The sequence below is a fragment of the Mesorhizobium sp. M1307 genome (genome assembly GCF_040318155.1).
In the GTDB taxonomy this organism is placed as follows: domain Bacteria; phylum Pseudomonadota; class Alphaproteobacteria; order Rhizobiales; family Rhizobiaceae; genus Mesorhizobium.
Genome location: NZ_JAMYLR010000015.1, coordinates 102786 through 128398 on the forward strand (window position 1 = coordinate 102786; position 25613 = coordinate 128398).

A 25613-nucleotide genomic window follows, 5' to 3' on the forward strand; every position below is an offset into this window, starting at 1 on the left:
TCTATTTCATTATCTCATTGAACGAGCACGGAGCGCCCGCAAGTCGCGCCGACAACCCGCACATCGGCCTCGCCGACATGCACGCCGACAGCTGCAAGCACGTTATAGACCAGTTCGTCGACCGGCGCCGTCACGCCGTTCAGAACCGTTACCACCGCCGGCTTAACCGTTCCGAGCAGGGCCGTCACGTCCAGTCCGAGGCCCAGTGCATTGACCGAGAGCGAGAGGCCGCTGACCAGCGATGTCGTGAGTGATTGCGTCAGGTTTTTTGTGGCGACAGTTTTTATCGTCTTGTTGGCGATATCGGTGCTGTCGAACGTCAATGCGGTCGGATCGTTGTTGGTGATGGCAAGTGATGACGAACCCTTCACATCGAGCAGATTGAGGGTGAGCAGCAGAAGCTTTACGCTTACCTGTGCAATCGTGGCATCGGAGAACGATTGCGGATTGCTGAAATCGGCGAAAGCCGATGGGTTGTTGTCGGCGTCGCTGGTGGCAAGGTGCAGCGAGGCCACGCCAGGCTGCGCGGCGATCGAGACCTTGATGCTATCGGGCCGGCCCGTCGGGCAGCTGATGTCGGTTAGCTTGGCTTCCGCATAGGCGACTTCGACATGCAGAGGCAGGTTGACGGACAGCAGGCTGATGCCGCCGCCGAGATTAGAATTGCCGATGCCCACTGTGGTGACCAGCTTGATGCGCGTCTGCGCGGTGCGCACCACGGTGCCTTTTTCCCCGACGGCCAGCCAGGGTGAATATTGCATTGGCTCACCGATGGCGATGGCGAGCGTGGTGGAGGTAAGTCCCGGAATAGTGGCGCCGAGATCGACCTGGACCTGGTTTGAGCCATTGGCCAGCGAGGCGGCGGCACCCAGCATGCCCATCGCGCTTGCGTCGACGGAAAAGCCGGGAGACTTTTGTCCGAGGCCGAGCTTACCGATCGAGCCAAGATCGATAAGATGACTGAGGGGTATCTTGACCGTGTTGGTGGCCCTCGACGCGATCGTCTGCAGCACAAGTTTGCTGGCGCTGCCCGACCCGGACGCATTGGCCATGGCGGTCGCGATCTGGCCTACCGTCGCTTTTGACGCCAGCACGTCGGAATAGCTGACACCTGTCAGTTGCAACTGTACGGCAAGGGCATCGACGAACGAAAGCACGTTTACATCGGCCGAGATCAGCGCGTTGTAGTCCATGACGCTGAGCGAAATGTTGGCGCCCAGCAACTTGCTGAGAAGCGCGTTGAGGATGCCGCCATTGACGCTGAGGAGCCTGGACCCGACCGAGAACATCGCTTGCGGGGTCACGCTGGCAATGGCTTCGGTGCCGACAACCGGCGTAGGGATGAGCGAACTGGCGAAATAGCGGGCGGGGATTTTTCGCAGAGTGACGCGAACGGCGTTGTAAGGCGTTTTGCCGGCTTCGAAGCGCTTGTCGACACCAACGGAGGACGCCGCTGAGTATCGGCCGCCGGTGACCGACACGACGGTTTTGCCAACCTTGGGAACGATTGTCTGACCTGCCTTTTGAACAATGATGCCGGGCATTCGGTTGTCGCTGAGCGTGGTTACCGCCGCGGCTTCCATATTGTTGATGTTCGACGCCGCGGTGATCGCCGCCAGATCGGTCATCGCCTGGGCTTCCCTGCGCTCCGTGTAGATCGAACCTTCGTCGACAGCGAAGGCAGCCAGCCCCAGCGCGAATGGCGCTGTCAGCGCCGTCATGACGGCAAAGTTCGCCTTCTTGTCGCCAACCATCGAGCGAGCGATCCGCCCGATGCTCCTCAGCAAGAACTGCGACATTTCAAATGCCTCCAATCCTGATGGTAGATCTGCGCGACATCGTGGTTTGCGGCATCGCAAGGCTTGGCAACAGGTTCCAGATCGGCAGGTTGCTGGCATCGTACTGGATCGACACGACGAACTGATTTCCGTCGGCCGTGCTGTCCGTCGCCTGATAGGTCAGCTTGCCGGAATCGACGAACGGGTATCCACTGGCATTGTTTTTGACGAAACTCGCCACCAGCGCCTGGCGCTCGGTTTGATTCAATCCGGCAATTGCGGTGCGGGCGGCATCGGCGGCGATTTGCTGCAAGGAGTTGCTTGCACCAAAATAGATACCATATGCAACCATTCCGAGCAAAAGAAGGATAAAGATTGGGGAAAGCAGGGCGAACTCGACAGCGGAAGTTCCGGACTCTTCGCCAATTTTGCGTAGATTCGTCCGTATGTGGCGCAATATTTTACGCTTCAATGCGACAGTATTACTGTCTATCTTGTTCATTGCCCTTGCCCGTTGGAACCCAAGGTCGATGTGCCGATTCCCATCGAAATTTGTAACCCTTGGTTGCCTAAGAACCAATTAATACAATCCGGTAAACTGAAATGATCGGCCAGATTATTTCCCAGATCGGCGTTCTGGCCAGGAAACCCAGTCAAACTCATCGTTTCGACCATTGATTGGCCGCCCGCAAAACGACTGCCCCGGCCCCCTTACTTTGGGTGACCCCGAGAGTCTGTTGAAATAAAAAATCTCCACGTTACTGTTTGGCCACCAGCTGCCGGAAAGGGAACCGGCTGCGCGCTCGAAAGGAACCAACCAATCGGTTTCGGGGCGTCAACACTTAGAGACGTGGCCGAAGGGCGACGTCATTAGGGAGAACTCCATGCTGAAACATGTGCTGAAGGCGACGGTACTCGCCACGACCATGGTCTTGGCCGCCGGCACGTTCTACACGCCGGCTTTCGCCGAGACCGTCTACAACCGCGGAGCCGCCGCCGAAGCGGAGACGCTCGATCCGCACAAAACCTCGACGGTCTACGAAGCCGATATCATACGCGACCTGTTCCAGGGCCTCGTCATGCATGACCAGAAGACGAATCTCATTCCGGGCGCCGCCGAAAGCTGGACGGTGTCCGACGACGGCAAGGTCTACACCTTCAAGCTGCGCAAGGACGGCCTCTGGTCGGATGGCAGCCCGGTGACGGCGGACGACTTCGTTTATTCGTTCCGTCGGCTGGAAGATCCGGCTACCGCTGCGGAATACGCTTCCATGCTGTATCCAGTGAAGGGTGCCGAGGAAGTCAACACCAAGAAGGGCAAGCCGGAGGATATGGGCGTCAAGGCGATTGACGCAACTACCCTCGAAGTCACGCTCAAGGCGCCAACGCCTTACTTCCTGGAGATGCTGACCCATCAAGCGACCTATCCTGTTAACAAGGCGTCGATCGAAAAGCTTGGCGCCGACTGGATCAAGGCAGGCAAGCTGGTCTCCAACGGGGCCTTTACAGCGGCGGAGTGGATTCCCAACGACCATCTGAAGCTGGTCAAGAATCCGAAATTCTGGGACGCCGCCAGCGTCAAGTTCGACGTGGTCAACTACATCCCGACCGAGGATCGCTCGTCCGCGATGAAGCGCTTCGAGGCCGGCGAATTCGACAGTTACGGTGACCTGCCGACCGAACAGCTCGCCGATCTCAAGACCAAATTCGGCGACCAGGTCCGTGTCGGGCCATATCTCGGCATCTACTATTACGCGATCAAGACCGACAAGGCGCCTTGGGACAACGTCGAACTGCGCAACGCTATCTCGATGGCGATCGATCGCGACTTCCTCGCTGAAAAAGTCTGGCAGAATTCGATGCTGCCCGGCTATTCGATGGTCCCTCCGGGTATCCAGGGCTACACGCCGGCACTGGCCAAATACGCCGACATGCCGCAGATCGACCGCGAGGACGCTGCCAAGAAGATCCTCGAGAAACTCGGCTATACACCCGAGCATCCGTTGAAGATGCAGATCCGCTACAACACCTCGGAAAACCACAAGAACACCGCTGTCGCCATCCAGGAACAGTTGAAGCCGCTTGGCGTCGAGGTCACGCTGCTCAACACCGACACCAAGACCCACTACTCCTTCCTCGAGCAGAAGGGCGACTACGATGTGGCGCGTGCCGCCTGGATCGCCGATTACAAGGACCCGGAAACCTTCCTCGGCATATCTCGCAAGGCCAGCGGCAACAATTATTCGAGCTATAACAGCCCGAAATTCGAGGCGGCCATGGACAAGGCCGCCGCCGCCGGCGGCAAGCCCGAACAGCGCATGAAGGAACTCGCCGAGGCCGAGCGCATCCTCGTCGACGACGTCGGCGAGATCCCGCTTCTCTACTATAGCTACCACGACATCGTTTCCTCGAAGCTGCACGGCTTCGACGACAATGTGATGGACATCCATCCGTCCCGCTTCATCAGCAAGGACTGATCCCTTAGCCAGGCCGCCGCGCGACTCAATGCGCGGCGGCGCCGGTTTGCCATCGCATCGGCCCGGGAACCGGATTCGATTTTCGACAATGTCGGTGCGAAGATTTGAAGGCTAGAGCGCAATCGTCCAGCCGGACGCGCGCTGCTCTGGATCAAGCGGGGCATCGATGCTGAGATTCGTTTTCCGGCGGCTCCTGACCGCCATCCCGACGCTGTTCGTCATCGTGACTATAGCGTTCTTTCTGATACGCGTCGCGCCGGGCGGCCCGTTCAACCAGGAGCGGGGCCTGAGCCCCGAGATCAGGGCCAATCTCGAAGCCCAGTTCGGGCTCAACGACCCGCTCTGGCTGCAGTACCTCCATTATTTAGGCAATCTTCTGCGCGGCAATTTCGGCCCCAGCTACAACATGCCGGATTTCACCGTCGGCGAGTTGTTCAGGGAAGGCCTGCCGATCTCGATCCAACTTGGTGCTTCGGCGCTCGTTCTGGCGCTGCTCCTCGGCAGCGTGCTCGGCACTGTTGCCGCGCTCAACCAGAACAAGCTTGCCGACTATTCTGTGATCGCGCTGGCGACCGCCGGCAGCACCATACCAACCTTCGTCATCGCCCCGATAATCCAGCTTGTATTCGGATTGACCTGGAAGCTGCTGCCGATCGGCGGCTGGGGCGATGGAGCCCTCATCAACAAGGTCGGCCCGGTACTGACGCTCGCTCTGCCGCAGATCGCCATCGTTGCCCGCCTGATGCGCGGCTCGATGATCGAATCGCTGCACTCGCATCACATCCGCACCGCGCGCGCTCTCGGCCTGTCCGACTGGTCAGTCGTCGTCAAGCATGCGCTGCGCGGCGCCATCCTGCCGATCGTCTCCTTCACCGGTCCGGCAGCCGCGGCCCTTCTCACTGGCTCGATTATTGTCGAGACCATCTTCTCTATCCCGGGCATCGGCCGCCATTTTGTCGTTGCTGCGCTCAACCGTGACTACACACTGGTGATGGGGACAGTGGTGGTGATCGCGCTCTTCACAATTGTCTTCAACCTGATCGTCGACGTCCTCTACGGGGTCGTCGATCCGAGGGTGCGCTATGACTGATATCGCAGTAGCCGCACCGGTCGTCGGCCGATCCCTGTGGGGTGACGCCTGGGCGCGCCTCAAGGCCAATCGCGCAGCCATGCTCAGCCTCTATTATCTTGCCTTCATCGCCGTCATCAGCGTGTTTGGGCCCTCTTTCGTGCCGCACCAATACACCACCATCTATGGCGATTACGTCCGTACGCCGCCGAGCTTCTCCGCCTATCCGAAGGCCGACATGATCGAAGGCGCTCTCGACGAGGCGATCAGGCGCATGCGCGCCGAAATCAAGGAGTGGCGGCAGGAGGGCAGCCGTGTGTTCGTTACCGTAAAATCGTTCAAGCCGATCGACGACCGCAACATTCGCTACCTTGATCGTTCCGATACCTTTGATGACACAAAGATCGAGAGCAAATCGCCGGACGGTCTCGAAATGGTGATGAGTGCCTCGATCAAGCAGCAATATTTCCTGTTCGGCACCGACAATACCGGCCGCGATCTCTTGTCCCGAACGCTGATGGCCGGGCGCATATCGCTGGCCATCGGCCTGCTTGCCGGCATCGTAGCCGTGGTCATCGGCGTGCTCTACGGCGCCACCGCCGGCCTTGCCGGCGGCAGGGTCGACGAGGTGATGATGCGTGTCGTCGACGTGCTCTATTCTTTGCCGTTCATCTTCTTCGTCATCATGCTGGTGGTGTTCTTCGGCAGGAACTTCGTGCTGATGTTCCTGGCCGTCGGCGCGGTGCTGTGGCTCGATATGGCGCGCATCGTGCGCGGACAGGCGCTGTCGATCCGCCGGCAGGAATATGTCCAGGCGGCGGAGGCGATGGGCGTCGGCCAGCGCGGCATTCTGCTGCGCCATGTGATCCCCAATTTGCTCGGGCCGGTGGTGATCTACATGACGCTGCTCGTGCCGCAGGTCATCATCCTGGAGAGTTTTTTGTCGTTCCTCGGGCTCGGCGTCCAGGAGCCGATGACCAGCTGGGGCGTGCTGATTTCGGTCGGCGCCCAGAACATCGGCTCGGCCAACTGGCTGCTTCTGTTCCCGGCCTTCTTTCTCGTCTCCACGCTGTTCGCGCTGAACTTCGTCGGCGATGGGCTGCGCGACGCGCTCGACCCGAAGGATCGTTGAGATGGCTGCTTCCGAAACCATCCTCAGCGTCAAGGACCTTTGCGTCCGCTTCCGCACCCTCGACGGTGTGGTGGAGGCGGTGAAGGGCATCAACATCCACGTCAAATCAGGCGAAACCGTCGCCGTCGTCGGCGAATCCGGTTCCGGCAAGAGCCAGACGATGATGGCGGCGATGAGCCTGCTCGCCTCGAACGGCGAAGCCACCGGCACCGTCGATTATCGCGGCCGCAATCTTTTGACGCTGGGCAAGCCAGAGCTCAACAAGATCCGCGGCCGCAAGATCAGCATGATCTTCCAGGAGCCGATGACTTCGCTCGACCCGCTCTATTCGATCGGCAACCAGCTGATCGAGCCGATCCGCAAGCATCGCGGACTTGGCGCCGCCGCGGCGCGCGAGGAGGCGCTCAAGCTGCTGCGGCTGGTCCATATTCCCGATCCGGAGCGGCGGATGAAATCCTATCCGCACGAGTTGTCGGGCGGCCAGCGCCAGCGCGTAATGATCGCCATGGCGCTGGCCAACGATCCCGACATACTGATCGCCGACGAGCCGACGACCGCGCTCGACGTCACCATCCAGGCGCAGATCCTCATGCTGCTCGCCGAACTGCAGCGCAAGCTCGGCATGGCGATCGTCTTCATCACCCACGATCTCGGCATCGTCAGGCGCTTTGCCGACCGGGTCTATGTGATGCGCTATGGCGAGGTGGTCGAGGAGGGCGAGGCGGAAGCAATCTTCGCCAACCCGCAGCACGGCTACACCAAGATGCTGCTTGCCGCCGAACCGACCGGCACCAAGGCGCCGCCGCCTCCGAATGCCCCTGTCCTGCTTGAAGGCAGGAACGTCGAGGTGACCTTCAAGATCGGCGGCGGATTTCTTGGCGGCGAGCCGCTGCTGCTGCGCGCCGTCGATCGCATTTCGATACGGCTGAAGCGCAACCAGACGATCGGCATCGTCGGCGAATCCGGATCGGGAAAATCGACGCTCGGCCGCGCCTTGCTGCGGCTCCTGCCCAGCGACGGCATCATCCGGCTTGGCGACCGCGACATTTCCCACGCTGACCGCCAGGCGATGCGGCCGCTGCGGCGCGAATTACAGCTGGTCTTCCAGGATCCATTCGGCTCGCTGTCGCCACGCATGACCGTCGGCCAGATAATCACCGAGGGTCTTCTGGTCCACGAGCCCAATCTGTCGGGCAGGCAGCGCGATCTCCGCGCGGTCGATGCCTTGCTCGAAGTCGGGCTCGATCCGAACACGCGCAACCGCTATCCGCACGAATTCTCCGGCGGCCAGCGGCAGCGCATCGCCATTGCGCGCGCCATGATCCTCAAGCCGAAAGTGGTGGTGCTGGACGAGCCGACCTCGGCGCTGGACCGCTCGGTGCAGAAGCAGATCGTCGAATTGCTGCGCAAGCTGCAGGCCGACCACGAACTGTCCTATCTGTTCATCAGCCACGATCTCGCCGTCGTGCGCGCCATGGCCGACTACATCATCGTTATGAAACAGGGCAAGATCGTCGAGGAGGGGCCGACCGAGGCGATCTTCAGCAATCCGCAGGCAACCTACACACAGACACTGATGGCCGCGGCCATCGATGTCACGCGATTTCGCCTGAGCGCATAGCCTTGCTGGCGATCCGCCACATGTCGACGTCGCACAGCACAGGCCACATGGCGCGGGTATAGCGAAGCACATTCGGGGTGACATCGTGGCCGAGCCCGGCTTCCACGCGGCAGGTGCGGAACGCCTTCTCGATGCGCTTTGTCGGTTCGCCCAGGCTGTCATGGACGACCGGCCCGCAGTCGCAATCGATACGCTTCCAGCGGCGCATATGGGAGATCAGCCGTGACGGCAGTCGCGTCGGCGGACGCCATTTCTTGCTTTTTTTCGCGTGCTGATCTTTGCAATAGAGCACGCCGCGGCCTAGGTCCGGCCAAGCTTCTGCGGCCTCGCCATCCCAATTGAGTTGCAGGATTGAACGATGTCTGCAGCCAGTGTAGAGCCCCACAATGATAAAGCGGCAGAGATGAGCATACTGACCGTGCTTCCGGCGCAGCCGCAATGCCGCGCGCAGCAGTCCCGCTGCTTCCTCGCGCGTCAGCCAGCGCTCGCGCGCTGCTGGTTTGTCTGGCAAGGTGACGGACGGCTTCGGATCGAGACCGTATTCCTTGGCCCAAAAGTTGATCGCCGAGCGGAGGTCCTCAAGATCGCGACGCGGGCCTGATGTAAAGTCCTTGTCTCGCCACGCCGGGAGTAACGCACGGCGGGTCTCCATCGCCGCAGCTTTGAGCTTGGCGATTCGCTCACGCTCTACCCGATTGCGCTCGCGCGAACGGTGCTCGACATAGGCGCGGCAGCGATCTCCATTGATGCTGGCGACCGGCTCGGTGCCGAAGAATTCGTTCAGAAAACGCATCCTGGCGAGAAATTCCTTGCGACCGCCAATCTTGGCCTGGCGTGCTTCGGCATAGGCGGCGAGGATGTCACCGACAGTCAGGCGGCGGGCATCGGCCCTGGAGATCGGGGGCTGATATTTGCCGGCGGCGGCAGGCCCGAGTTGAGGGCGCAGCATACCTGAAGCGCTAGACGCCGCTGCCGTGCGGGCATGATGATGGGTCATCACGATGGTCCCCTTTTTTGCTCCGAAGTTGTTCGTCCTGCGGATGGGGATCGTTAGAAGAGGCAACAAGACCGGCTTTGCAACAAGCAAAATGGGCGATAGTGCTGTGAGATGCAAAGACTTGCGAAATGCGGCGGAGGAATCGCACCGGCTTGGCTTTCGCGCCGGACGATAGGTTTTGGTGAGTTCCCGGAGGGTAGCCGACAGCCGCGTCAAAATGGTGGCCCGGGCTACCCCATGCTGCGGTTATAACTGAGGTGTAAATCTCACGCCGGCCTTCACCGGACGACTTGGCATGCCGAAGCGGGGGAGGTTTCGGGTGCCATGGAAAGTCGCTTTTTGCCGATGACGAACATCCGCTCGCGTCGGCATTAGCCGCGATCCGATGCCCCTGCGGGCACCGCTTAGCCTCTCCCCGGCCAGACCTGCCTTCTTGTCCGAATGTATAGGGGCAATTTGGAAAGAGCGCCTGCGGGCCTTGAACCGGGGATGTTTTTTCTGGTCGGAGTGGCAGGATTTGAACCTGCGACCCCATCGTCCCGAACGATGTGCGCTACCAGGCTGCGCTACACTCCGTGACCAGACCGCGGGCTTATAGCCGCCGCGTTTGGTTACTGCAAGCGCCAATGGCAGCGCTTCTGTCGCATTTCTTTCGCTTTCGCCGCCACGTCATACAGGTTTCAGTTTCCTGTCGCACAAACACGGCTTAAAGGGCATCTGGGTAACCGTCCACTTGCCTCGAAGCACCTGATTCAGCCGCCTGGAGTTTGCAGCCTTGTCGATGAAGATCGTTAGCGATGTCAGACCAAACACTTTTGAGTTTGAAACCTCGGCGCTGATCCAACCCTCCGGGTTTCGCGAATATGATGCGCGCTGGTGGTTCGGCCATCCCGGCTCGAACGAAACGCCGGAACTCAATCTGATCGGCGTCCAAGCGCTCGGCATGGGGCTCGGCACGCTGATCCGTCGCCTGGGTGCCGGACCCGACATCGTCACCGGTCACGATTTCCGTTCCTATTCGCTTGCCATCAAGCTGGCGCTGGTTTCCGGGCTGATGGCCGCCGGCGCACGGGTCAAGGATATCGGGCTGGCCCTGTCGCCGATGGCTTATTTCGCCCAGTTCGCGCTCGACACGCCCTCCGTCGCCATGGTCACTGCCTCGCACAACGAGAATGGCTGGACCGGCGTCAAGATGGGCGCGGCGCGCCCGCTGACTTTTGGTCCGGAGGAGATGAGCGCGCTGAAGGCGATCGTGCTCTCAGGCGATTTCGACCTTGTCGGTGGTGGCTCCTATGACTTCGTTGCGGATTTCCGCAAAACCTACCTTGACGATCTGACAGCGGGAAAGCGTATCTCCAGGAAGCTCAAGGTGGTGGCCGCTTGCGGCAACGGCACCGCCGGGGCTTTCGCTCCCGAGGCACTGGAAAGGATCGGCTGCGAGGTGATCCCGCTCGACGTCGAGCTCGATCATACGTTTCCCAATTACAATCCCAACCCCGAAGACATGCAGATGCTGCACGCCATTCGCGACAAGGTGCTGGAAACGGGCGCCGATGTCGGGCTCGGTTTCGACGGCGACGGCGATCGCTGCGGCGTGGTCGACAATGAAGGCAACGAGATTTTCGCCGACAAGGTCGGCGTCATGCTGGCGCGCGACATTTCGCACCTCTATCCCGGCTCGACTTTCGTCGTCGACGTCAAGTCGACCGGATTGTTCATGACCGACAAGGTGCTGCGGGAAAATGGCGCGGTCACCGACTATTGGAAAACCGGTCACTCCTATATCAAGCGGCGCGTCGCCGAACTCGGCGCCGCCGCCGGTTTCGAAAAATCGGGCCATTTCTTCTTCAATCCGCCGATCGGCCGCGGCTATGACGATGGCCTGGTCACGGCCATCGCCATATGCCAGATGCTGGATCGCAGCCCGCAAAGCAGCATGGCGGATCTTTACCGCGATCTGCCGCTGACCTTCGGCACGCCGACCATGTCGCCACACTGCGCCGACGAGCTCAAATACGACGTCGTCGAGCGCGTCGTAGGCGACTTTCGCAAGATGAAGGACGAGGGCACGGTGTTCGCCGGCCAGAAGATCGCCGAACTGATCACCGTCAACGGCGTCAGGGTCGTGGCGGAGGATGGTACCTGGGGGTTGGTGCGCGCATCATCGAACAAGCCGGAGCTTGTGGTGGTGGTGGAGAGCCCGGTATCGTCCGAGCGGCGCCGGCAGATGTTCGAAGCCGTCGATGCGGTGCTGCGCCGCAGCCCCGAAGTCGGCGCCTACAATCAGACCTTTTGAGCACGAGGCTTGTTTTCATGACCGAACGGATCGTCAGTTTTGTGATGAGCGGCGGCGTCGGCTCGCGGCTGTGGCCGTTGTCGCGCGAGGACAATCCCAAGCAGTTCCATGATTTGTCCGGCGATGGCTCAATGCTGGCAAAGACGCTGCGCCGGCTGACCGCGCGGCTGGAAGGCGAAACGCCGGTTTTCCTGATTGCCTCGGAAAGGCATGCCGACCGCGTTCATGCCGACATTGCCGGTCACGAGCTTTCCGGCGGCGGCCCGCTGTTCGAGCCGACCGGACGCAACACCGCCGCGGCCGTCGCCTTGGCAAGCCTGCGCACGCTGTCGGAATTCGGCGACAGCCTGGTGCTGGTGGTGCCGTCCGATCATGAGATCGCGACGCCGCAGCAATTCTGGCGGAGCATCGAGGCTGGCACTGCGGCCGCGCGCCAAGGCAGGCTGGTGGTGTTCGGCATCAAGCCCGCCCAACCCGAGACCGGTTACGGCTACATCGAGGTGGCCGGCGAGCGCGATGGCATCTGCGATGTCTCGCGTTTCGTCGAAAAACCCGATCTCGCCACGGCGCAGAGCTATCTCGAGGCCGGCAATTTCTACTGGAACACCGGCATCTTCCTGTTTCGCGCCAGTGCCATGCGCGACGCGTTCATGGCCTTCCAGCCCGACATCTGGAGCGCCACAGAGGCTGCCTACCAGGCTGCGACATCGGATCTTTCCGGCCTCTACATGCCTCTGGAGCTCTATGCCGCCATCCCATCGACATCGATCGACTATGCGATCATGGAGCGCGCCAGCGGCATCGCCATGGTGCCGGCCGGCTTTCGCTGGAATGATCTCGGCTCCTGGCAATCGCTGCTCGACGTCGGCCCCTCCGACACGCAGGGCAATGTCATTGTCGGCGATGTCGTTGCCATCGATTGCGAGAACTCCTATATCCGCAGCGACGGCCGCCTGCTGTCGGCCATAGGCCTGAAGGACGTCGCCATCGTGTCGACCGCCGACGCCACTTTCGTTGCTCCGGTCAGCCACAGCCAGAACGTCAAGAAGATCGTCGAGCAGCTCGAAAAAAGCGGCCGCCTTGAGACCAGGTTCACGCCCGCCGACGACCGCGTCATCGAAAGCGGCGCCTGGCAGCGCCGCGTGCACCATTGGCTGTTCGAGGAGACGGTGCCGTTGTGGTCGACGGTCGGCGTCGATGAGCGCCATGGCGGGTTCCACGAGGCGCTCGGCTTCGATGCCGCCCCGCTGATGAAACCCAAACGCATGCGCACGCAGGCCAGGCAGATCTACGCCTTCGCCGTCGCCAAGGCGCGCGGCTGGAACGGCCCGGCCGATCGGCTGATCAGCCACGGCCTCGAATTCATGGCCAGGCACGGACGTACCGACAATGGCGGCTGGGTACGCACGCTCAACATCGACGGCACTGTCGCCGACGCCGCCGAGGATGCCTATGACCATTCCTGCGTGCTCCTGGCGCTTGCGCATGCCCATATGTGCGGTAATCCCGATGCGTTGCGGCTTGGCGAGGAGACCTTCGCGTTCATCGACGCGCATCTCGAGGACGAACGCCTGACCGGCTTCCGCGAGACCTCGAGCGGCGAGGGCGAGCGCCGCTCCAACCCGCACATGCATCTGCTCGAGGCATTCCTGGCCTGGCATCAGGCGACGGGCGAGCGCGCCTATCTTCGTCGCGCCGCGCGCATCGTCGATCTGTTCCGCAGCCATTTCTTCGACCCGGAAAGCTGGACGCTGGGTGAGTATTTCGACAATGAATGGCGGCCGGCCCCTGGCGAGAAGGGCACGTGGACCGAACCCGGCCATCATTTCGAATGGGCCTCGCTGCTGGTCGACTTCGCCGGGCGCAGCGGCCAGAGCGGCTTGACCGGCCTTGCCCGGAAGCTTTACGCGTCGGCAATTGCCAATGGCCTGAACCGCGCCACAGGCCTCGCCTACGGCGCGGTCTCGCGGCAAGGGCTGCCGCTCGACCGCGTCTCGCGCAGTTGGCCACAGGCCGAAGCGATCAAGGCGGCGATCGCGCTGGACGGTTCGGGCGGTCCCGACCTGAAGCCGGAAATCGAGGCGCGTGTCGGCCGGCTGTTCCGCTGGCACATCAATCCCGCACCGCTCGGCCTGTGGATCGACCGCATCGACGAGCGCGGCCGTTCACTGGCAAGCGAGGTGCCGGCCAGCATCTTCTATCATCTGGTCTGCGCGCTGACCCAATATCTGGACGGCACGGCCTGCAAGGATCAGTACGGGCTGGCGACATCCCCGGTCTCGACATAGACCGACTTCAGTTGCGAATAGAGCGCCAGTGCCGCGAGCGAATTCTCGCGGCCGATGCCGGACTGCTTGAAGCCGCCGAAGGGGATTTCGACCGGCGTCAGATTGTAGGCGTTGATCCAGCAGGTGCCGGCCTGCAGTTCGGCGATGACACGATGGGCGCGCTGCAGATCGCGGGTGAACACGCCAGCGGCGAGGCCGAATTCGGTATCGTTGGCGCGCTCGATCACCTCGTCCTCGCTGTCGAATTTCAGCACACTCATCACCGGCCCGAAAATCTCCTCGCGGGCGATGCGCATCGTGTCGACGACACCGGTGAACACCGTCGGCTCGACGAAGAAGCCACCCTGGAAACCGTGCAGCGAAGGCACGTTGCCGCCGCAGGCGAGCACCGCGCCATCCTGCTTGCCGGCCTCGATGTAAGAGACCACCTTGTCGTGCTGCGCCTTCGAGACCAGCGGCCCCATCTGCGTGCCCGGATCGAGCGGATCGCCGATGCGGATTTTCTTCGTCCGTTCGGTCAGCCTCTCGACGAAACGGTCATGGATGCCGCTCTGCACGAAGACCCGCGTGCCGTTGGAGCATATCTGGCCGGTCGAATAGAAATTGCCGAGCATCGCGCCGCCGATGGCGTTTTCGAGGTTGGCATCATCGAAGACGATCAGCGGCGACTTGCCGCCGAGCTCCATCGTCGCGTGCTTCATCTTCGAGCCGGCGAGCGACAGCACTTTGCGGCCGGTTGGCACCGAGCCGGTCACCGAGACCTTGGCGACGACATCGTGGCCGACAAGGCCGGCTCCGACATCGCCAAAACCCTGCACGACGTTGAACAGCCCGTCGGGCAGCCCGGCCTCGGTGTAGATTTCGGCGAGCGCCAGCGCTGAAAGCGGCGTGTTTTCCGATGGTTTGAACACCATCGCATTGCCCATGGCGAGGGCGGGTGCGGATTTCCAGCCGGCGATCTGGATCGGATAGTTCCAGGCGCCGATGCCGACGCAAACGCCGAGCGCCTCGCGCTTGGTATAGGCAAAGGGTCCGCCAAGATCCACGGCCTCGCCATTAAAGGCGGCGACGGCGCCGCCGAAATATTCCAGGCAGTCGGCCGCGGACGGGGCGTCCGCAACCAGCGTCTCCTGGATCGGCTTACCCGTATCCAGCGTCTCGATGCGCGCCAGATCGGCATTGCGCGCGCGCAAGATGTCGGCGGCGCGGCGCAGGATGCGGCCGCGTTCGACCGGCTTCAGCCGCGCCCAGGCCGGTTGTGCTGCACGCGCCGCCTCGATCGCGAGCTCCAGCACGTTCGGCGTCGCCGAGCGCAGCATGGCGATGGTCTCGCCGGTTGCCGGATAGATAACCGGCAGCGCTGCGCCGCGCTCGTCGTCGATATAGCGGCCGTTGACATAATGCGATGCCGTTGGCTGGGCGCGCATGACTGTTCTCCAAATCGACTTGTCGCGGCATGCGGAATATGCGTCCGCCGGATCATGGCCTATCTGTCCGACACCTGCCAGCGCGGATTGATCCATGGTTCCTGGTTGGACGGTGGCAGCGGCGTACGCCCGAGAATGTGGTCGGCGGCCTTCTCGCCGGTCATGATCGACGGCGCGTTGAGATTGCCGTTGGTGACGCGTGGAAAGATCGAGGAATCGGCGACCCGAAGCCCTTCGACGCCAATGACGCGGCATTCCGGATCGACGACGCTCATCGCATCATCGGCACGGCCCAACTTGCAGGTGCCGCAAGGGTGGTAGGCGCTTTCGGCGTGGTCGCGAATGAAGGCGTCGAGCTCTTCATCCGATTGTACATGCGAGCCCGGCGACAGTTCCTTGCCTCGGTACGGATCGAAGGCCGCTTGCCCGAAGATCTCGCGGGTCAGCCGGATGCAGTGGCGGAACTCCGTCCAGTCGTCCGGATGCGACATGTAGTTGAAGCGGATCACCGGCTTCGATTTGGGATCGGGCGAGCGCAGCGTGACCGAACCGCGCGACTTCGACCGCATCGGCCCGACATGCGCCTGGAAACCATGCGCTTTGGCTGCCGCCTTGCCGTCATAGCGGACCGCGGCCGGGATGAAGTGATACTGGATATCGGGATAGTCGACGCCGGCGCGCGAGCGCACGAAGGCGGCCGCCTCGAAATGATTGGTGGCACCGAGGCCGGATTTGAAGAACAGCCATTGTGCCCCGATCAGCGCCTTCGAGAACGGGTTCAAGACGGAGTTCAGCGTGATCGGCTTTGTCGATTCCTGCTGGATGTAAAGTTCCATATGGTCCTGCAGATTGCGGCCGACTCCGGGCCGGTCGGCGATCACCGGGATGCCGTTCTCCCTAAGGTGCTGGCCGGGGCCGATGCCGGACAGCATCAGGATCTTGGGCGAGTTGATCGAGGACGCGGCAACGATCACCTCGCGCCGCGCTCTGACCACCTGAATCCGTTTGCGCACTTCGATCTCGACGCCGGTGGCGCGTTGATTCTCGACGATTACCCGCCGGGCGAAACCTTTGACCAGGCTGACATTTTTCCGCCTCAGCGCCGGCCTCAGATAGGCGCTCGCCGCGGACCAGCGACGGCCGCCGCGAATGGTCTGCTCCATCGGCCCAAAGCCTTCCTGCTTCGCGCCATTATAGTCGTCGGTCAGCTCGAAACCGGCCTGACGGCCTGCCTCGACGAAGGCGCCGTAGAGTGGGTTCGTCCTCGAGCCGCGCTGCACAGTCAGCGGCCCGCCATGGCCGCGCCAGCCATTCTCGCCGCCATTGCTGTCCTCCATGCGCTTGAAGTACGGGAGCACATCGGCAAAGCCCCAGCCGGTCGCGCCCTGTTCGGCCCAATGGTCGAAGTCGCGGGCATGGCCGCGCACATAGACCATGCCGTTGATCGACGACGAGCCGCCGATGACCTTGCCGCGCGGCGTCGCCAGCACGCGGCCGCCGAGGTGCGGCTCCGGCTCGCTGGCAAAGCCCCAGTCGTAGAGGCTCATATTGAGCGGGATCGACAGTGCCGACGGCATCTGGATCAGCGGGCCGATATCGCTGCCGCCATATTCGATGACGATCACCGAATGCTTGCCGTCCTCCGAGAGCCGGTAGGCCATGGCCGAACCGGCCGAGCCGGAGCCGATGATGACGAAATCCGCTTCAAGCATGGTTCATGCGCGCCCGTGGTTCATATGCGCAATGAAATCGGCCAGCGAGACGTTGCCGCCGGTTGCCATTACGAGAACGGTCTTGCCGGTGACGTCGACCTTGCCGCCGAGCAACGCCGCCAGCGAAGCAGCGCCGGATGGCTCGAGCACCAGCTTCAGCCGCTCGAAGGCGAGGCGCATGGCGCGCCGCACCGAAGCATCGTCGACGGTGACGCCGCGAACGCCGGCGGCCTTCACCGCTGCGAACGGCGCGTCGCCGGGCCGCCGCGACATCAGCCCGTCGCAGATCGATTTCGGCCCGATCGGCATGGTTTCGATGGCGCCATGCGCCAGCGACGAGCCCATGCCATCAAAACCTTCCGGCTCGACGCCGATGATCTTCGTGGCTGGCGACAGGTAGTGAAAGGCCAGTGAAACACCGCCGATCAGGCCGCCGCCGCCGACCGAGCAGAACAAGAGATCGGCCTCCGCTTGCCTGGCGGCGATCTGGTCGAGTGCCTCCAGCCCGGCACCGGCCTGGCCGGCGACGATCTCCGGATCGTCGAACGGGTGCAGCAGCGCCAGGCCTTCGCTCGCAGCGATCTCGCGCGCCTTGGCGGCGGCGACTTCCTCACGCGCGCGCTCGCCATGGTCAGTCAGCACCACGCGCGCGCCGTAACCCAATGTGGCGTCGCGCTTGGCGGCCGGCGCGTCGATCGGCATGACGATGGTGACGGGAATGCCAAGCGCTTGGCCAGCCGCCGCTAGCCCCTGCGCAAAATTGCCGGAGGAGTAGGCGACGACGCCCTTTTTGGCTTCGTCAGGCGAGAGCTTCTTCAGCCGCCAGTAGGCGCCGCGCACCTTGAACGATCCTGCCCATTGCAGCGATTCGGCCTTGACGAAGACGCGGGCGGCGCCGGTCTCGCGCGCGAGTGCCGCCGATTCCAGCAGCGGCGTGACCTGCGTCGCCTTGGAGGTGACGGCATAGGCCTGCCTGAGATGGTCGAGCGAGGGGACGAGACTATCTGCCATCATTCGCCTCGCGGAAAGCGCTTCTGCTCTTCGAGCAGGTCGAGGTTCATGTGGTTGCGCATGTAGCGCTCCGATGCCTTCTGCAGCGGCTGGAATTCCCAGGGATAATGGGTGCCGTTGCGCAGCGCCGGGTAGACCATCCAGCGGCGTGCCTGGCTGGCACGCACCGCCGCGTCGAAGGCCGCCATGTCCCAGCGCGCCCGCACCTTGTCGGTGAAAGCGGCCACCAATGCCGCATTGGCCGGATCGGCGGCGAGATTGGTCAATTCCTGCGAATCCGATTCAAGATCAAACAGTTGCGGCGGATCGATCTCGCAATGGATGAATTTGTAGCGGCCCTCGCGCATCGCCACCATCGGCGCGTTGGAGCCTTCGGCGGCATATTCCATCAGCACCGGCGCGGAGCGTTTCTTTCCGTTCAGCAACAGCAGCAGCGACTGGCCGTCAGTCCACGGCGCAATCGCGCTGATGTCGATGCCGGCGAGGTCGCAAAGCGTCGGCGTCACGTCGAGATTGGAGACCGGCGTGTCGATCAGGCCGGCGGCGATGCCCTTGCCGGCGACCATCAGCGGCACCCGCGCCGAACCTTCGAAGAAGCACATCTTGAACCACAGGCCGCGCTCGCCGAGCATGTCGCCGTGATCCGAGCAGAACAGGATGACCGTGTCGTCGAGCATGTGTGTGTGCTCGAGCACCGACATCAATTCGCCGAGCTTGTCGTCGAGATAGGAGATGTTGGCGAAATAGCCGCGCCGTGCGCGGCGTATCTGCTCAGCGGTGATGTCGAACCTGTCATAGTCGCTGGCGCGGTAGAGCCGCTGCGAATGCGGGTCCTGCCTGTCGTAAGGAATGAAGCCGACCTCCGGCTCGAGCGCCGGGCAATCCTCGTAAAGGTCCCAGTATTGCCGCCGTGCGACGTAAGGATCGTGCGGATGGGTGAAGGAAACCGTCAAGCACCAGGGCCGATGTGCGGCATCGTCGGAGACGCGGGCAAAATCATAGAGCTTCTGCACCGCATGGAAGGCGACCTCGTCGTCATATTCCAGCTGGTTGGTGATCTCGGCAGTACCGGCGCCGCTGACGGAGCCGAGATTGTGATACCACCAGTCGATGCGCTCGCCGGGTTTGCGATAGTCGGGTGTCCAGCCGAAATCGGCCGGATAGATGTCGGTGGTCAGCCGCTCTTCGAAGCCGTGCAACTGGTCCGGACCGACGAAATGCATCTTGCCGGAAAGGCAGGTGTGATAGCCGGCGGCACGCAGATGATGAGCAAAGGTCGGGATCGACGAGGTGAATTCGGCGGCATTGTCATAGACCCCGGTGCGTGACGGCAATTGGCCGCTCATGAATGCGGCCCGGCCTGGCGCGCAGAGCGGTGACGCGGTGTAATTGTTGCAAAAACGCGCCGAACGCGCGGCGAGCGCCTTTAGATGCGGCGCGTGCAGGAAGTCTGCCGGCCCGTCTGGAAATAGCGTTCCGTTGAGCTGATCGACCATGACGATCAGGATGTTGGGTCGCTTGGATGTCACTGCTTCTGCCGTCCGCTGAGCTTCGTTTCGAGATAGTCCTCGACCAGTGCAATCGCGGTCGCGGCATCGGGAACACCGTCCTTCAGCGCGCGCCTGATATAGAGCCCGTCGATCAGCGCCGCGGTCGCTTCGGCGACCCGGTCGGCCTCGCTTCTCGGCAGGATGCCGGCCAGCCCGCTGAGCAGATTGGAATGCAGCCGGCGCGCATAGACCTTGAGCAGCCGGCGGAGTGCTGCCGATTTCTGCGCCTCGACATACAAGGCGAGCCAGGCGGCGATCGTTTCGGGCTGGAACTGGATGTCGGAGAAGTTGACCGCGACCACCGCCGCGACGCGCTGGCGCGCCGTGCCGGCCGCGCGAAGTGCACGGCGCGTATCGGCGGTGAGCTCGCTCAGGATGTGCCGCATCGTCGCCAACAGCAATTCGTCCTTGGCGCCGAAATAATGGTGGGCAAGCGCCGAGGACACGCCGGCGCGGCCGGCGATTTCCGACATCGTCACATCAAGCGAACCGCGCTCGCCGATCGCCGAGATCGTTGCGTCGATGAGCGCCCTGCGGCGCAACGGCTCCATTCCGAGTTTCGGCATTCCTGCTCCGGCCTGTTGCGACAAGATTATTTTTTATTGACGCATCAAATCAACAAAAATCCGGCCTGATTTGCTGGCAAAAGCCAGGCACTATGACCAGATGATCAAGATCAAGCGATTGTGCGGTTCTGGCCCCTTCACGAGGCCGGCGAAACGGTTCATGCTTGAACAATGCGGATGCGCGCGCAGTATCGCGTAGCCCGGGTCCACAGGATGGAGATCGCCATGACAGCATGCATCGTCGGTTGGGCGCATTCGCGCTTCGGCAAGCTCGAAGGCGAGACGCTGGAGGGCCTGATCACCAAGGTGGCAGTCGAGGCGCTCGATCATGCCGGCATCGGTCCGGATGACGTCGACGAGATCGTGCTCGGCCACTTCAACGCCGGGTTTTCCGGCCAGGATTTCACCGCGAGCCTGGTCCTCCAGGCCGACGACCGGCTGCGCTTCAAGCCGGCGACCCGCGTCGAGAACGCCTGCGCCACCGGCTCGGCGGCGGTCAGGCAAGGCATCCGCGCCATCGACGCCAATGCCGCCCGTATCGTGCTGGTGGTCGGCGCCGAGCAGATGACGACGACGCCCGGTCCCGAGATCGGCAAGAACCTGCTCAAGGCCTCGTATCTGCCGGAGGACGGTGACACGCCGGCAGGCTTCGCTGGCGTCTTCGGCAAGATCGCCCAAGCCTATTTCCAGCGCTACGGCGACCAGTCGGATGCGCTGGCGATGATTGCCGCCAAGAACCACAAGAACGGCGTCGACAATCCCTACGCGCAGATGCGCAAGGATTTCGGCTACGAGTTCTGCAGGCAGGAAAGCGAAAAAAACCCCTTCGTCGCCGGTCCGCTGAAGCGCACAGACTGCTCGCTGGTGTCGGACGGTGCCGCCGCGCTTGTCCTTGCCGACACGGCCACGGCGCTGAAGATGCGTCGCGCCGTCGCCTTCCGCGCCAATGAGCATGTGCAGGATTTCCTGCCGATGTCGAAGCGCGACATTCTCGCCTTCGAAGGCTGCGAGCGGGCCTGGAACCAGGCGCTGAAGCAGGCGGGCGTGACGCTCGGCGACCTGTCCTTCGTCGAGACGCATGACTGTTTCACCATCGCCGAACTGATCGAGTATGAGGCGATGGGCTTGGCCAAGCCGGGCGAGGGCGCCAAGCTGGCCCTGGATGGCGAGACGGCGAAAGATGGAAGGCTGCCGGTCAATCCGTCTGGCGGGCTGAAGGCCAAGGGCCACCCGATCGGTGCCACCGGCGTATCCATGCATGTGCTGAGCGCGATGCAACTCATCGGCGAGGCGGGCGGCATCCAGGTGCCGGGAGCAAAGCTCGGCGGCATCTTCAATATGGGTGGTGCCGCGGTCGCCAACTACGTTTCCATTCTCGACCGGATCAGATAAACCCGCCCGCATTTGCGGGAGGTGACATGACAAATCCGGTTCTGGTCGAAGTTTTGCGCGGCGCTCTCGTCGAGAGCGCGCATCGCGGCGCTGTTGCCGTCTTCGACGCCGACGGCAAGCCCGTCTGGGAGATCGGCGACACGGCACAGCCGGTGTTCCCGCGTTCGGCGGTCAAGGCGATCCAGGCGTTGCCGCTGGTCGAGAGCGGCGCTGCCGATGCCTACGGCTTCGGTGACCGGGAGCTGGCGCTGGCTTGCGCCTCCCATTCCGGCGAGCCGCCGCATGTCGAGCTGGCGCGCGCCATGCTGGCGAAAGCCGGCCTCGACGAGACGGCACTCGAATGCGGCGCGCATTGGCCGTCGAGCCACGGGGCGACGCTGGCGCTCGCGCGCGCCGGCCGTGCGCCGAACACCTTGCACAATAATTGTTCCGGCAAGCACTCAGGCTTCCTATGCACCTGCGTTCACAGCGGCATCGCCCATCGTGGTTACGTCAAGGCTGGCCATGCTTCGCAGGAGATGGTCCGCGAAGCGATGCAGGCGGTGACCGGTGCTGCCCATGACGCCGATCACCGCGGCACCGACGGCTGCTCGATTCCGACCTATGCCGTGCCGCTGCGCAGCTTTGCCCTTGGCTTTGCCCGCATGGCGACAGGTGCCGGCTTCGAACCGGTGCGCGCCCGGGCGGCGAAGCGGCTGCTTTCCGCCTGCATGGCCGAGCCGTTTTTCGTCGCCGGCACGGGCAGGTCCGATGTAGCGATGATGGAGGCCGCGCCGGGCCGGATTTTCGTCAAGGGAGGCGCCGAAGGTGTTTTTTGCGCCGCCCTTCCGGAGCTCGGCCTTGGCATTGCGCTGAAATGCGACGATGGCGCCGGCCGCGCCGCTGAAGTGATGGTCGCGGCCGTGCTGGCAAAGCTGCTGCACGCCGACCAGGCGCTCGCTGCGAAATTGATCGAACAGGCAAATCCGCCCATCGAAAGCCGGATCGGTGCCAAAGTCGGCGCGCTCCGGCCGACGGCCACCTTCAACTGACGTGGTTGCGCTCGACGGTCAAATGCGCGTAGCCGGCATTGCCTGATGCGGCGAGGTCGCCGGTCACCGGCTCGGCCCAGCGTTGGCCGACGATCGCGCCGTTCTGGACTCCGTCGATGACATTGTCGGAGATGATTGCCGTCCCGGCACCTTCGACCACGGTCACGACGATGCCGGTCCCCGCCTTGCGGATGACGTTTCCCGTGGCGACCACATTGCGCATGAACGGTCCCCAGCCGATCTGCATGCCGTAGAGCGGTGCATTCTCGACGACATTGCCGGAAACTGTGGTGTCTGCCTCGACGCTGATGCCGACGCCGAAGCCGGGCGCGTCCGCAGGGTAGGGGCCGCTGGTCGCCAGATTGCGGACGATGTTGCCGGAGCACACGCCCATGCGGCCGCCTTCGTTGAAGTTGACGATCGAAATACCATTGGCGGCGCCATCGACGATGTTGTTGCCGATGATCGCCCCTTCGAAGGAGAATTCGGAATACACGGCCGTCTCGCCCGAACGCGAGCAGGTGTTGCCGGTGATCTGCAAATTGCTGGAACTGTTGGCGCGGATCGCCGAAAACGCGCAGTCCGAAACAATATTACCGGAGATGATGACATTGCCGGCGCGGAACGCATTGATGCCATTGCCGTTCTGGCCGGTTCCGCCGCTGCGCGCCTGGATGCGCTCGATCCGGTTGCCGCTGACGATGGTGCCGTCTTCCGCCGCCTGCCAGCGGTGCACGAGAATGCCGCCATTGGCGCAGTCGGAGACGCTATTGCCTGATATTTCCAGGCCATCGGCCTCGACCGAATAGATGCCGGCATCGGCCGCACCGGATATCTCCGAGCGCTCAATGCGGCCCGAGGCGTGTTCGAGCGCTAGGCCGTGCTTGCCGCTGCCGGTAAGCTGGCAATTGTCGACGACCAGATGGGCGATGCGGCGCAGATCGAGCAGGCCTTGCGCGTAGTCGCCCATCCAGCGGTTGCTGCCGTCGAACACCAGCCCGCTGAGTTCGATATGCTCGGCCTGTTCGGCCATGATGAGATGGCCATTGCCGCCATAGACGATCCGCGATGCGCCCGGTACGCCGGACAGGCGCACCCGGCCGGGCAGCGACAGGTTGGAAACGATATAGATCCCCGGCGACAGGAACACCGGCATGTCGCGGTCGTGCGCGTCGCGCAGCAGCTTGGTGAAAGCCTTGCTCTGGTCGTCTAGCGCGCCGGGCCGGACGCCGAGCTCGGTCGCGTTGATCGCGCCACGCATCGCGGCTTTCTCGATGCCGGGAAGGTTTTTCGCCGCTGCCTTGCCGAGCGAAAGCCCCATGACGGCAAAGCCGGCGGTCTGCGCAAGCAGCGTTCGTCTGTTCAACATCGGCACAGATCCCTTGCGTTCAACGGCCACGCCGCAGGATTCGTGCCAGACTAGCCCGGTCGAACTCGTGGTGAAAATCTGAAGCTTGCCAGCCAGGACGGAATATTGCTTTCGGCCTTTCTGTGGGCGATCAAACGAAGCCCCTTTTGATCTCTATTCGATCCTCGTTGGCTCGGCGAACACCGCATTTACCCCGTTGAAGGCAAGTTGCACGAATGTCTGGTCGATCTCCGCGGGGGACAGCTTCGTATCCCTCTCAAGCCACCAGTGCATCACTTCAAAGAACGCGCCAACGATGAAGCGTGTGGCGATCTCAAGTCTGACTCCGCCTTCATCACCTTGGATATTCGCCAACTCATGGCGAACCTGCCTGCTTATCCAGCCGCGGATCTCTTCTGGCATTTCGCGCTTTTTCCCGCCCATCAGCGCACGGTGCATCTCCCGCGTGGCAAGAGCATGCTCGAACACCGGACCGCTGAAGGAAAAGCCCTTGGCATTTCTCTGCGAATGGCGTTCGGCACCACGTGCCTGCAAGCCCTTCATATGCTCGTCGATCGTTGCTTTCCTCAAGTAGTCCTTATCGGGATAGTGCGTGTAGAAAGTCGAGCGGCCGACATCGGCTTCCCTGCAGATGTCCTCGACCGTGATCGCCGTATATCCCTTCTCGGCGGTCAATCTGAAAAGCGCCTGCTGCAGTCGGCTGCGGGTCCTGGCGACCCGACGGTCGATCGGTCCGGCTGGCATCGGCAACATCCTTTTCCGGCCAAAGGACACCAAATCGTCCAGTATTGGGCGCGTCGGTGCGATGTGGCCAGTAAAACTGATACTGGACACACTGTCCAGTATCATATGCTCTTGCGGAAGGCCCGGCGCGATGCCCGGCTGGCCGGAGATAAAGCAATGCACCAACGTCTTTTCGGAACAATAGTTGGAGGGCATGCGCTAGTCGCGCTCGTCAAAGTGGCCGTGGTGCTCGCGGCATTTTTCTCGTTGGGACAGGCAAATGCGGTCTTTTCCTTGGGAGTTCCCGTCCTCCTGCTTCATGCTGGTGCACTCGTCGTAGTCGCGAGCTTATTGATATGGCAAAGCGCTCACGGGCGGCTGTCCGCCAAGGACCGCAGACCGGCCGCCGGCGAGGAGAAGGCGCCGCATGTCGGCATCACGCTTCATTCCGCCGCCCTGTACGATATGCTGGCGTGGCTTCTGACCTTCGGTCGCGAACGTGCTTTTCGCGAAAGGATATTAAGCTTTGCGGAGCTGAAACCGGGAGAAGTGGTCCTGGATGTCGGGTGCGGCACCGGCACCACCGCGCTCCTCGTCAGACAGAAGGTGGGGCCGGAGGGGCGTGTGGACGGCGTCGACGCCTCCGCCGAAATGGTTGCGCGCGCAACGGCAAAGGCCCGGCGGGCAGGGTTACAAGTCGGGTTCTCGACCGCCACCGCTCAGGAACTGCCTTTCAAGGATGGGGAATTTGATGTCGTCCTCAGCACGCTGATGTTCCACCATCTTCCAAAGAAGGGCCGCGAGGATTTTGGCAGAGAAGCCTTCCGCGTCCTGAAGCCGGGCGGTCGCGTGCTTATCGTCGATTTTGCAAAACCGCCGCGCCGGAAGAGCACGTTTCGGCTCCACCGGCATGGTTACGTCGATTTGGACAAAATCGCAGCGGATCTCGGCCGGCTCGGCTTCAATATCGCTGAGCGAGGCGACGTCGGAACCAAGGGGCTCCGCTATCTAATTGCGCAGCCGGACCTTAGCCTTACGGCGCTCTAAGCGCGATAGCGCGTTGAGGCATTCGCATGGTCAGCTTTACACCGATAGTGTTGAAAAAGTCCGGGTTGCAGCAGTCCTGAAGCACTGATTCAATCTTCGTCGTAAGAGGAGATTGAGTCGATGATGG

General features: G+C 62.5%; 20 protein-coding genes and 1 tRNA gene. 9 read left to right on the top strand and 12 right to left on the bottom strand.

The annotated features are described in order from the left end of the window. Positions 1-14: 14 nt before the first annotated feature. Genes NKH16_RS18565 through NKH16_RS18575 form a run of 3 tightly spaced genes read right to left on the bottom strand, consistent with a single transcriptional unit; the run spans position 15 to position 2453 of the window. Positions 15-1799 carry a pilus assembly protein TadG-related protein gene (locus tag NKH16_RS18565; RefSeq protein WP_352900982.1) on the bottom strand — a complete coding sequence of 595 codons (1785 nt, stop codon included), beginning with the start codon at positions 1797-1799 and terminating at the stop codon, positions 15-17. A 1-nt stretch (position 1800) separates the two neighbouring features. Then, the gene (locus NKH16_RS18570) at positions 1801-2280 is read right to left on the bottom strand and encodes a TadE family protein (protein ID WP_084641571.1); all 480 of its coding nucleotides are present in this window, start codon (positions 2278-2280) and stop codon (positions 1801-1803) included. Next, entirely contained in the window at positions 2277-2453 is a 177-nt protein-coding gene (locus NKH16_RS18575) for a hypothetical protein (RefSeq protein WP_352874358.1), read from the bottom strand. Before NKH16_RS18575 ends, NKH16_RS18570 begins: the two co-directional genes overlap by 4 nt. 209 nt (positions 2454-2662) lie before the next feature. On the opposite strand from NKH16_RS18575, the gene NKH16_RS18580 reads away from it, so the two are divergent. The 4 genes from NKH16_RS18580 to NKH16_RS18595 all read left to right on the top strand — a co-directional run bounded on the left by NKH16_RS18580 (position 2663) and on the right by NKH16_RS18595 (position 8077). After that, the gene (locus NKH16_RS18580) at positions 2663-4255 is read left to right on the top strand and encodes a peptide ABC transporter substrate-binding protein (protein ID WP_352874360.1); all 1593 of its coding nucleotides are present in this window, start codon (positions 2663-2665) and stop codon (positions 4253-4255) included. Positions 4256-4421: 166 nt separating this feature from the next. Next, positions 4422-5345 carry an ABC transporter permease subunit gene (locus tag NKH16_RS18585; protein WP_352679665.1) on the top strand — a complete coding sequence of 308 codons (924 nt, stop codon included), beginning with the start codon at positions 4422-4424 and terminating at the stop codon, positions 5343-5345. Next, on the top strand, positions 5338-6456 hold the full coding sequence (locus NKH16_RS18590; RefSeq protein ID WP_352900986.1) for an ABC transporter permease: 1119 nt from the start codon (positions 5338-5340) through the stop codon (positions 6454-6456). Before NKH16_RS18585 ends, NKH16_RS18590 begins: the two co-directional genes overlap by 8 nt. Position 6457: 1 nt before the next feature. Continuing rightward, on the top strand, positions 6458-8077 hold the full coding sequence (locus tag NKH16_RS18595; protein WP_352874362.1) for an ABC transporter ATP-binding protein: 1620 nt from the start codon (positions 6458-6460) through the stop codon (positions 8075-8077). Here NKH16_RS18595 and NKH16_RS18600 read toward each other — a convergent pair. Beyond that, positions 8052-9074, bottom strand: coding sequence for a site-specific integrase (locus NKH16_RS18600; protein WP_352900989.1), 1023 nt, complete (start codon positions 9072-9074; stop codon positions 8052-8054). The genes NKH16_RS18595 and NKH16_RS18600 overlap by 26 nt on opposite strands. A 499-nt stretch (positions 9075-9573) precedes the next feature. Next, positions 9574-9650 (bottom strand) — tRNA-Pro (locus NKH16_RS18605). A 205-nt stretch (positions 9651-9855) separates the two neighbouring features. Here NKH16_RS18605 and NKH16_RS18610 point away from each other — a divergent pair. Both NKH16_RS18610 and NKH16_RS18615 read left to right on the top strand, forming a co-directional pair. Continuing rightward, a complete protein-coding gene (locus tag NKH16_RS18610) occupies positions 9856-11370 on the top strand; it encodes a phosphomannomutase/phosphoglucomutase (RefSeq protein ID WP_502911715.1) in 1515 nt (504 codons plus the stop codon). Positions 11371-11387: 17 nt separating this feature from the next. Continuing rightward, positions 11388-13658: an AGE family epimerase/isomerase gene (locus tag NKH16_RS18615; protein ID WP_352900993.1), complete on the top strand. Its 2271-nt coding sequence runs from the start codon at positions 11388-11390 to the stop codon at positions 13656-13658. On the opposite strand, the gene betB is transcribed toward NKH16_RS18615, so the two are convergent. From betB to betI, 5 genes are read right to left on the bottom strand one after another with little or no spacing between them, the layout of a single operon-like run. After that, positions 13622-15085 carry a betaine-aldehyde dehydrogenase gene (gene betB, locus NKH16_RS18620; protein ID WP_352900994.1) on the bottom strand — a complete coding sequence of 488 codons (1464 nt, stop codon included), beginning with the start codon at positions 15083-15085 and terminating at the stop codon, positions 13622-13624. The two genes, NKH16_RS18615 and betB, sit on opposite strands and share 37 nt — an antisense overlap. Positions 15086-15144: 59 nt before the next feature. Next, on the bottom strand, positions 15145-16797 hold the full coding sequence (betA, locus tag NKH16_RS18625) for a choline dehydrogenase (RefSeq protein WP_352679685.1): 1653 nt from the start codon (positions 16795-16797) through the stop codon (positions 15145-15147). A 3-nt stretch (positions 16798-16800) separates the two neighbouring features. Continuing rightward, entirely contained in the window at positions 16801-17808 is a 1008-nt protein-coding gene (locus tag NKH16_RS18630; protein WP_502897384.1) for a threonine/serine dehydratase family protein, read from the bottom strand. Further along, complete coding sequence (gene betC, locus NKH16_RS18635) at positions 17808-19337, bottom strand: choline-sulfatase (RefSeq protein ID WP_352449082.1); 1530 nt, start codon at positions 19335-19337, stop codon at positions 17808-17810. Before betC ends, NKH16_RS18630 begins: the two co-directional genes overlap by 1 nt. Continuing rightward, positions 19334-19924: a choline-binding transcriptional repressor BetI gene (gene betI, locus NKH16_RS18640; RefSeq protein WP_352900997.1), complete on the bottom strand. Its 591-nt coding sequence runs from the start codon at positions 19922-19924 to the stop codon at positions 19334-19336. The genes betC and betI overlap by 4 nt, the downstream gene beginning before the upstream one ends. A gap of 225 nt (positions 19925-20149) precedes the next feature. Between betI and NKH16_RS18645 the strand changes: the two genes are divergently transcribed. Together NKH16_RS18645 and NKH16_RS18650 are read left to right on the top strand one after the other, a co-directional pair. Next, the gene (locus NKH16_RS18645; protein ID WP_352743158.1) at positions 20150-21316 is read left to right on the top strand and encodes an acetyl-CoA acetyltransferase; all 1167 of its coding nucleotides are present in this window, start codon (positions 20150-20152) and stop codon (positions 21314-21316) included. A 26-nt stretch (positions 21317-21342) separates the two neighbouring features. Further along, positions 21343-22347: an asparaginase gene (locus NKH16_RS18650; RefSeq protein ID WP_352743160.1), complete on the top strand. Its 1005-nt coding sequence runs from the start codon at positions 21343-21345 to the stop codon at positions 22345-22347. On the opposite strand, the gene NKH16_RS18655 is transcribed toward NKH16_RS18650, so the two are convergent. Continuing rightward, positions 22340-23716 (bottom strand): TIGR03808 family TAT-translocated repetitive protein, encoded by a 1377-nt coding sequence (locus tag NKH16_RS18655; RefSeq protein ID WP_352901000.1) that lies wholly within the window; start codon positions 23714-23716, stop codon positions 22340-22342. The genes NKH16_RS18650 and NKH16_RS18655 overlap by 8 nt on opposite strands. A 153-nt stretch (positions 23717-23869) precedes the next feature. Then, positions 23870-24655 (bottom strand): TetR/AcrR family transcriptional regulator, encoded by a 786-nt coding sequence (locus tag NKH16_RS18660; protein ID WP_352743164.1) that lies wholly within the window; start codon positions 24653-24655, stop codon positions 23870-23872. A gap of 21 nt (positions 24656-24676) precedes the next feature. On the opposite strand from NKH16_RS18660, the gene NKH16_RS18665 reads away from it, so the two are divergent. Next, entirely contained in the window at positions 24677-25486 is an 810-nt protein-coding gene (locus NKH16_RS18665; RefSeq protein WP_352618552.1) for a class I SAM-dependent methyltransferase, read from the top strand. Positions 25487-25613: the final 127 nt, after the last annotated feature.